An 8,105-nucleotide genomic window follows, 5' to 3' on the forward strand; every position below is an offset into this window, starting at 1 on the left:
CCGGCGGTCCGGCTGTCGCGGCGGACGCGCCGGAGATCACCGGGAACCCCGACGAGACCATGGGGCTGCGCTCCGTCACCCTCCCGGCGGCGCGTCGGTGAGAGCCCGCACCGCGATCCTCTGCTCGGTCGCGGACCAGGGCGTGGCCGCGCTCACCAACATCCTGGTGCTCGTGGCCGCGGCCCGGCTCTCCACGGTGGCGGACTTCGCCCGCTTCTCCGCGGTCTACCTGGTCTTCACGGTGCTGCTGGGCGTCTTCGGCGCGTACACCGGGCAGCCGCTCGTCCTGCGGCGCGGCGGGGGCGAGGACATCCGGGGCGCCTGCCGTTCGGCGGTCGTGTTCACCGTCGGAGCCTCGACTGCCGTCGGCGCCCTGCTGGCCGCCGTCTGCGCGTTCGTCCCGGGGGACACCGCACGCGCCCTGGTGATGCTCGGCCTCGTCCTGCCGGTGGTGCTGGGGCAGGACGCCCTGCGCTACGCCTTCTCGGCCCTTCAGGTGCCCCATCTCGCCCTGACCGCAGATCTGCTGCGGCTGGCCTGCGTACTCGGAGCCCTGGCCGCCCAGGAGCACGGGGCCGGCCCCGCCCGGCTGATCACGGTCTGGGGACTGTCCGCCCTGCCCGCCCTCCTGCTGTCCGCCGTACTGCTGCACCGCGCGAGCGCCGGGGCCCCTCTGCTGCTGCGTCCGATGCTGCGGCGCGGCCACCTGGGGCAGCGCTTCGCCGTGGAGTTCGGCGTCGGCAACGCGGCCGGCCAGCTCTCCGTCCTCGGACTCGGGGCGGTCGGCAGCCCGCTCCTGGTCGGCGCACTGCGCGGGGCGACCACACTGTTCGGGCCGCTCAACGTCCTGTACACCTCGGCCACCTTCTTCGGCCCGCCGCTGCTCGGCCGCATCGGCGACGAGAAGCGCCGGGTCCGGGCGACCGCGGGGCTCGCCGCCGCCCTCGCCGCTGCCGCCGCCTGCTGGGCCACCGCGCTGGCCCTGCTCCCCGAGCATGCGGGACGCCGGCTCCTCGGTGACACCTGGCCCACCGCCGCCGCCCTGCTCCCGGCGACCGGCAGCCAGTACGCGGCGATGGCCGTGGGCACCTGCGGGCTGCTCGCCCTGCGCATGCTCGACCCGCGTACGACACTCAGCGTCCAGGTGGTCTTCTCGCTCACCTCCGTGGCCCTCATGGCAGGGGGTTACGCACTCGGCGGCGTCCCCGGAGCCGCCTGGGGGCTGTGCCTCGGATCGCTCGGCAAAGCCGCCGCCACCTGGGCCCGGGTCGCCCGGCTGCGCCGCCGCAGCAGCCCGGCGGGGGAGACCGTCAGCGCCGGCGCGCCGCCCTCTGCTCCCTGAACGTGGTGATCAGCAGCAGACACAGCGCGGCGATGGCCAGCTTCCCCGCCGCTTGCAGGAGCGGGCCGCGCAACAGGATGAAGGTGTACCCGGCGAGCAGCGGCGCGGCGATGGCCAGCACACTCCCAGGGCCGGGCCCCGCCCGGGTGACGGCCAGCGCGTACCGGCGGTCGGTGCGCGCCACCGCGTAACCGATCAGTGAGAGCCCGCCGATCACCCCGGAGGCGCCGAAGTCGATCCAGAACTCGGTCCACAGCGGGGCCGAGAGGTTGGTCATCCGCAGCCCCATCCACTGCCCGACCCGGACCCCGGTGTCCTCCGGCTTCCCGCTCCACACCGCGCGCGGCACGAAGAACAGGGCAGAGCCCGACAGCTGGCGTCCGTAGGTGTGGCCCCGGGTGTCGGCCCACGAGATGGTGTTGGCGAACATCACCATCTGGTCGTAGTCCTTGGTCACCAGCGGTTCGAAGACCGAGGCCGACTGCGCGGGCCGCTGTCCCTCGTCGTCGTACCGGAACCTGTCGGCGTACGGGAACACCACCAGTGCCCCCACCACCCCCGTCGCCAGCACCATGCGGTAGATCGCCGCACTGCTCGGGAACGCGGTGAACACGAAGGCCATCAACACCGTCAGGAACCAGTAGCGGGCGTTGGAGACCGGGTTGTTCACCACAAGGTTCAGCGCCACCAGCGCCACCCACACCAGCGCCGTCGACGGGGTGCGCCGGGCCCGGTAGGAGGTCGCCAGACGGCGGGTGTAGAAGAGCAGCGCCAGCAGCGCCGGGACCTGGCCGAAGCCCTTGACGAACGCCGAGCCGACATTGGACCCTTCCGAGACCACCCCGCTCGCCGCGACGGTCTCGTTGATCTCCTGCCGGCTGGAGAAGAAGACCGAGGGCCCGCCCAGCTTGAGCACGTAGAACGCGCTCGCCGCGAACGCCAGCAGCACCAGCAGCCGCAGCCGCAGCGGATGCGCCACGGCCGGCCCTGCGCCCGGGCTCCGCGCGGAGGGCGTACGGCGCCGCAGCGGCCGGCGCGAGGCCAGCAGCGCCCCCAGGTCGAAGGCGGTACACCCCACCAGGACCATCGCGATGGCCGTGACCAGGTCCTGGCGCGGTCCCACCATCGGCGTCGGCGTCTGCCCGATCACCACCTGGGCGAACGGCGCGACCCCCATGGCGATGTACACGAACATCCAGAAGACGCCCTGGAGCAGCCGCCGCCGGGTGGAGAGGATCATCGTCGCCAGCCGGGCCCCCGCATAGCAGGTCAGCACCAGCTGGAGCCAGTACGCGGTGTCCCGGACCCCGTTGCCGGGCTGAGCGGCGATCACCGCGGGCAGGAAGCACACCAGGCCGAGGACGAGCGGCACGGACAGGGCCCGCGACAGCATCGACCAGACGATCGGCCGCTCGGGCGGCTCCGGGGCGCCGCCCCGGGCCCGTGCCCACCCCGGGCGGGCGACCGCGCGGGCGGCCTGCTCCTGCGCCGATGTGTGCACCGACGTCATGCTCCCCCCAGGATCAGTGAACCGCTGAACACTCTAACGAATCAGCCCACTTGAGGGGGCGCGATGACTACGCTGTGAATTATCGGCCGCAGTCGAGGGGGACTCTGGTGAAAATCCTGCACGTCGTCACGCTCCACACTCCTGACCACGCCTTCGGCGGGCCGACCCGGGTGGCGTTCAACCTCTCCAAGGTCCAGCGGGCGAACGGCGACGACGCACGCGTCATGGCCCTCGGCGAGGGCTTCCCCGGCGGCGAACTGCCCAGCCGTGTGGAAGGAGTTCCCGTCCACCTCTTCCAGGCACGGCATCTGCTCCCGATGTTCGAGGTCAGCGGCATCACCTCCGGCGCGCTGCTGCGCACCGCACGCCGCATGATGCGCGGCGCCGACCTCGTACACGTCCATCTGATGCGGGACCTGGTGACCCTGCCGTCGGCGCTCCTCGCGCTCGCGACCCGTACACCCCTGGTCGTCCAGACCCACGGCATGATCGACCCCACAGAGAAGAGGGCCGCCCAGCTCACCGACGTCCTCGGGGTCCGCAAGGTGCTGCGCGAGGCCGACGCCGTCCTGCACCTCACCGAGATGGAGCGGGTCGATGTGAACGCCGTCGCAGCTCCCGTACCGCTCACCCGTACCGTACGGCTGGTCAACGGTGTCCGCCCGCAGGAGCGCAAGCCCGCCCGCGACCCCGGCCGCCCGCCGACCGTGCTGTACCTCGCCCGCATCCAGGAGCGCAAGCGGCCCGAGGACTTCGTCGCCGCGATGCCGCACGTCCTCGCCCGCCACCCGGACGCCCGCTTCGTGCTGGCCGGCCCGGACACCGGCGCACTGGCCGGCACCCTCGCCCTCGCCCGGGAACTGGGCGTCACGGACTCCCTCGACCATGTGGGCCCGCTGGAGCACGACGAGGTCCTCGCCGCCGGACGCGAGGCCGATGTGTACGTGTTGCCGGCGATCGAGGAGCCGTTCCCGGTCTCGGTCCTGGAGGCGATGTCGGTCGGCACTCCGGTCGTCATCACCCGCACCTGCGGGCAGGCCCCCGACGTGTCGGGGGCCGGTGCGGGCCGGGTGATCGACAGCCGGGTCGGCGAGGACGCGGCCAACGCCCGCAAGGTCGCCGACGCGATCCTGGAACTGCTCGAGCCGGAGGCCGCCGAACAGGCGGGCAAGGCCGCCTGGCAGCTGGTCAACGACCGGTTCACCATCGAGGCCGTCACCGCCACCCTCCGGCGGACCTACGAGGACGTGGTCCGCCGGAAGGCGGGAGCCGTCAACCTGTGCGGCCCTCACGTGACTTGAGTGCGATCTGCCACCGGTAGAAACTCATCGCGAGCGCGAAGTCCAGGCCCGCCCGCCCGTCCAGGAACCCCCGCCGGTAGACGTACATGTAGGCGAAGGACACCAGGGGTTTGAACGGCGCCTTGTGGAAGAGCTGCCCCTGCCGGGACTTCACCTTCCGGACCTGCTCCTTGACATCGGGGTGGTGCTCCAGCCACGCCTCCCAGTCCGAATAGCGGTTGTGCCGCTCGAACCAGGCGGTGACCGGGTCGAGGTCCTGGTGCTCGATGGGGTTGCTCAGCGCCTCGGCCGTCGCCGCGACCGGCTGGTAGTGCCCCTCGACCTCCCCGATCCCCGGTGCCGCGAGGTCTCCGACCTCGGGGTAGTGGCACTTGGTCCGGTCGGTCAGGGACCGCTTGCGGATCGTGTAGCCGTGCCGCAGGCGCTTCCCCGAGAACCAGTAGCCCAGCGGTATGTCGTACGCCGCCGGCTTCGGGGTGTCCGGATCGGCGAAGATCCGCCGCAGCTCCGCCAGCAGACCCGGGCTGAGCCGCTCGTCACCGTCGAGCAGCAGGATCCAGTCCAGGTCCGTGCGGACGTTCTCCAGGCACCACTGCTTCTTGCGCGGGTGCCCGCCGTCCCAGGTGTACGGGACGACTTCGGCCCCGCACTCCTCGGCGATCCTCGCCGTGTCGTCGGTGCTGTGCGAGTCCACCACGACGACCGCCTCGAAGTGGCCCAGGACCGACTTCACCGCCTCGGCGATGTTCAGACCCTCGTTCTTCGTGGGGATCGCCACGGCGATGGGCAGCTTGTTCAACGGTTGTCCCTTTCCGGCAGCCAGGCGTAGCAGCCTGTGGAGGTGAAGGTGCGAGCGGATGCCGGGACGGTGATCTCCACCTGCTCACCGGTGCCGGAGGAGCCCGATTCCAGCTCCTTGCCGTCCGCTCCGGTCAGCTGCCAGCCGCAGGCCCTGGTGGGGGAGGGCGCCCTGTACTTCCCCGGCCGGATCGCGGCGGCCCCGTGGGTGCCGTCGGCGTACCCGCGCGCGGCCTCGTCGACGATGTCCCGGTGCTGGGGGCAGAGGTGGGCCACGGCCGGTTTCGCGTCCGCGACCTCGCCGGAGACGACCGCGCCCACGGCGATGTCCCGGTCCGCCCTGACCAGGTAACGGAGCCTGTCACAGGTCTCCTGCCCCGTCTGGAGGACCGCGGCCGGGTCCGTCCCCCTGGGTACGCGGCCGGTCAGATACTCCTTCTGCTTCTTCGTGAAAGAGCCCGTCGCCGGGGTGATCTCCCCGGCGGGTGCCTTCGGAGCGGCGCGGGCACCGGTGGCCTGCGGTGAGGAGGGGGAGGCCGCCGGACCGGCTGCGGAGGGCGTGGGGGAGGCCGCGCCGCTCGCCGCGGCGGCCTTCCCGTCCCCGTCGCCGGACGGCCCGTCGGGTGAGCCGCAGGCGGCCAGCACCGCCGTCGCGAGGGCGACGGCGGCACCGGCCAGGAACGGATATCTCATTCACCCGTCCTCAGGGCGTAGTGCGCGCTGACCTGGGAAGCGCTCAGCGCGGTCGGGTACACGGCGGTCTCGTCGATCTGACCGGCGAAGAAATTGCTCGTCGGGCGGTTGGCCCAGTTGTTCAGGCTGTCCCCGCCGACGCGCCAGTACCCGGGATAGTTCTCGTTGCCGGTCTGGAGCAGATTCGACGCGCGCAGCTGCCCGTCGACGTACAGCCTCATACCGCCGGTGCCCTGGGTGGCGACGACGTGGTGCCAGTCGCCGTCGTTGAAGGCCCCGGCCGTGGTCACCGTGCGACGGCCGCCGTTGTACACACCGAAGACCAGCCGCCCGTCGTTGGTCATGTACACGTGCTTGTCGAAGCGGGTGCTGTTCTGCATGCTCAGGTTGCCGAAACCGATGATCTTGCCGCCCCGTGCGGTGGTGGTCCTGATCCAGGTCTCCACGGAGAAGCGGGTGGGCTGCGGGTGGCGCTTGTTGCTGTACGCGTACTCGCTCGCCCCGTCGAAGCCGATGGCGGTCGAGTCACCCGCGACCGCCGCCGGGGTCTGCCGGTAGGCGGGCCCGTTGCGCAGGAAGCCGTTGTTCAGGTTCCCCGTGGTGTCCGCGGCGAGGGTGGAGGCGCCCTCGTCGTAGCGCCAGTACAGCGAGGCGCCGTCCGACAGCACCCGTGCCGGATAGCCCTGGGCCGACGCGGTCACGGTCGCGGACTGCGCCGGCGACTTGGCGCTGGTGTTGGTGCCGTCGCTCGCGGTGATGCGGTACGAGTGCGTCTCGCCCACCGCCACATCGGTGTCGGTCCACCTCAGCTGCGGGCGGTCCCAGAAGAGTGAGTATCCCGTGACCGTGTGCACGGGGGTGCTCGCGCCGTCCTTGTAGACCCGGTAGGTCAGCTCCCCGTCGTCCGTGTCGAAACTGGTCTGCCAGTCGACGTCGATCCGCCCCGGGGTGACCGTGGAGAGACTGACGTTGGGGACCCAGGGCGCCCCGGTGTCCGGCCCGTCGGCGAACCGGGTCAGGCCCTGCTGCCCGGCGCCGTTGACGGTGGTGAACTCCCCGCCGACCCAGAGGTAGTGGTGGCCGTCCTTGTCGGTCTGCGCCATCACCCGGGGCCCGACGGGCTCACCGATGCCGTCGTTCGTGTCCGGGAACCAGGGCAGCAGCGTCGGGTCGTCGACGGACTGGGCCAGCAGATGCTTGCGCGGCTGGTCGGCGAAGCCGCCCATGCTGGCGCAGTCATGGGCGTGGCTCCCGCTGTACAGCACGCCCGAGTGCACCAGGACGGCCTGGGTGGCGCCCAGGCAGGTGTCCCGCCAGCGCTGCTGGTAGTCGTCGAGGTCGATGGCGATCCGGCCGTCGAACACCCCGCCGCCGGTGCCCTCGTTGGCGGTGTACAGCCCGGTCGCGTCCGTCGTGAGGTCCTGCACCGTCGACGTCTCGGGGATGAAGCCCGGGTAGCTCTTGGTGAGCGCACCCGTGGTGGCGTCGACCACGGCCAGGGCGTGCGAGGTGGTGCCGTTCACGGTGAAGAAGTCACCGCCGAGTGCCACGTGCTGCCCGTCGGGCGTCACCTGCACGGCCCGCGCCACCTCGTCGGCGTTCGCCGTCCAGGGCAGCAGACCGGCGCCCGTGGTGACGGCGGCGAACTTGTTCCTCGTCTGCCCGCCCACGCTGTTGAAGTCACCGGCCAGGTAGACGGTGTCCGCGGTGACGTCCAGGGCCCGTACCGTCGCCGAGACAGCGATCCTGAAGTCCTGCCGAGGCGTGCAGGTGGCGGTGTCGACGGCCGCGATGTTGCTGGCGCCCACCCCGTTCACCGAACCGAACTGCCCCCCGACGTACAGGGTGTCACCGTCCGGCGAGAGGGCCAGCGCCCGTACGGTCGCGGTCCCCGAGGACTGGGTGAACGACAGGCTGCACCCGGTCGGCGCGCCCGTCGCCGCGTCGAAGGCCGCGAAGTTGACCGCGGGCTGTTCCGAGGTGCCCGCCGCCGCGTCCGGCGGCCGGATGGTGGAGAAGGTGCCGCCGGTGTAGACGACCCCGTCCGAAGCGGCCATCGACCAGACGATGCCGTTGGTCTGCCAGGTGGAGAGGTCGTCCGCGGTGATGGACACCGGAGGTGTCAGTGCCGCGGCCGGGGAGGCCCCGCCCGCTGTCGCGGTGAGGGCTCCGGCGAACAGGCAGAGCGCGGCGGACGCGGCCCGCACACGGCCGCTTCCCCCGGGTCTCCGCCCCGTGCTTGTGTTCATCATTCAACTCCGAAGGTGAGGACGAGCTGCGGCCGGCAGGCCGCGGTTGCCCCGCCCGGCCGGACGCGGGGACTGCCGGTCCCGCTGCCGGCCGGGGCGAGTGAGGAGACGGAGCCCGGGGCCCCGCCCGGTGCGGACGCGTTCAGCTCCGCCGAGTGGCCGGCAAAGGCCGGGACCGTGCCGGTGACGGTCCCCGGCACGGACGTGCGGAG

Annotated in this window: 6 protein-coding genes and 1 pseudogene; 2 read left to right on the plus strand and 5 right to left on the minus strand. The window is 72.0% G+C overall.

Annotated features, from left to right (window positions below; all coding sequences use genetic code 11):
- Window positions 1–97 precede the first annotated feature (97 nt).
- Entirely contained in the window at window positions 98–1,342 is a 1,245-nt protein-coding gene (locus VN520_RS15435; protein ID WP_325747489.1) for a hypothetical protein, read from the plus strand.
- On the opposite strand, the gene VN520_RS15440 is transcribed toward VN520_RS15435, so the two are convergent.
- Window positions 1,311–2,852: a hypothetical protein gene (locus tag VN520_RS15440; RefSeq protein WP_325747490.1), complete on the minus strand. Its 1,542-nt coding sequence runs from the start codon at window positions 2,850–2,852 to the stop codon at window positions 1,311–1,313. The two genes, VN520_RS15435 and VN520_RS15440, sit on opposite strands and share 32 nt — an antisense overlap.
- Before the next feature lie 107 nt (window positions 2,853–2,959).
- Here VN520_RS15440 and VN520_RS15445 point away from each other — a divergent pair, with 107 nt between their 5' ends.
- Entirely contained in the window at window positions 2,960–4,153 is a 1,194-nt protein-coding gene (locus tag VN520_RS15445; protein WP_325747491.1) for a glycosyltransferase, read from the plus strand.
- On the opposite strand, the gene VN520_RS15450 is transcribed toward VN520_RS15445, so the two are convergent.
- The 4 genes and pseudogenes from VN520_RS15450 to VN520_RS15465 all read right to left on the minus strand — a co-directional run.
- Window positions 4,125–4,952 carry a glycosyltransferase family 2 protein gene (locus VN520_RS15450; RefSeq protein WP_325747492.1) on the minus strand — a complete coding sequence of 276 codons (828 nt, stop codon included), beginning with the start codon at window positions 4,950–4,952 and terminating at the stop codon, window positions 4,125–4,127. The genes VN520_RS15445 and VN520_RS15450 overlap by 29 nt on opposite strands.
- Entirely contained in the window at window positions 4,949–5,644 is a 696-nt protein-coding gene (locus VN520_RS15455; protein WP_325747493.1) for a hypothetical protein, read from the minus strand. The genes VN520_RS15450 and VN520_RS15455 overlap by 4 nt, the downstream gene beginning before the upstream one ends.
- The gene (locus tag VN520_RS15460; RefSeq protein WP_325747494.1) at window positions 5,641–7,896 is read right to left on the minus strand and encodes a LamG domain-containing protein; all 2,256 of its coding nucleotides are present in this window, start codon (window positions 7,894–7,896) and stop codon (window positions 5,641–5,643) included. Before VN520_RS15460 ends, VN520_RS15455 begins: the two co-directional genes overlap by 4 nt.
- Window positions 7,893–8,105 (minus strand): annotated as a pseudogene (locus VN520_RS15465) (hypothetical protein); the annotation flags it as partial. The pseudogene VN520_RS15465 and the gene VN520_RS15460, both read right to left, overlap by 4 nt.

The sequence above is a fragment of the Streptomyces sp. genome (genome assembly GCF_035563135.1).
Classification (GTDB): Bacteria; Actinomycetota; Actinomycetes; order Streptomycetales; family Streptomycetaceae; genus Streptomyces.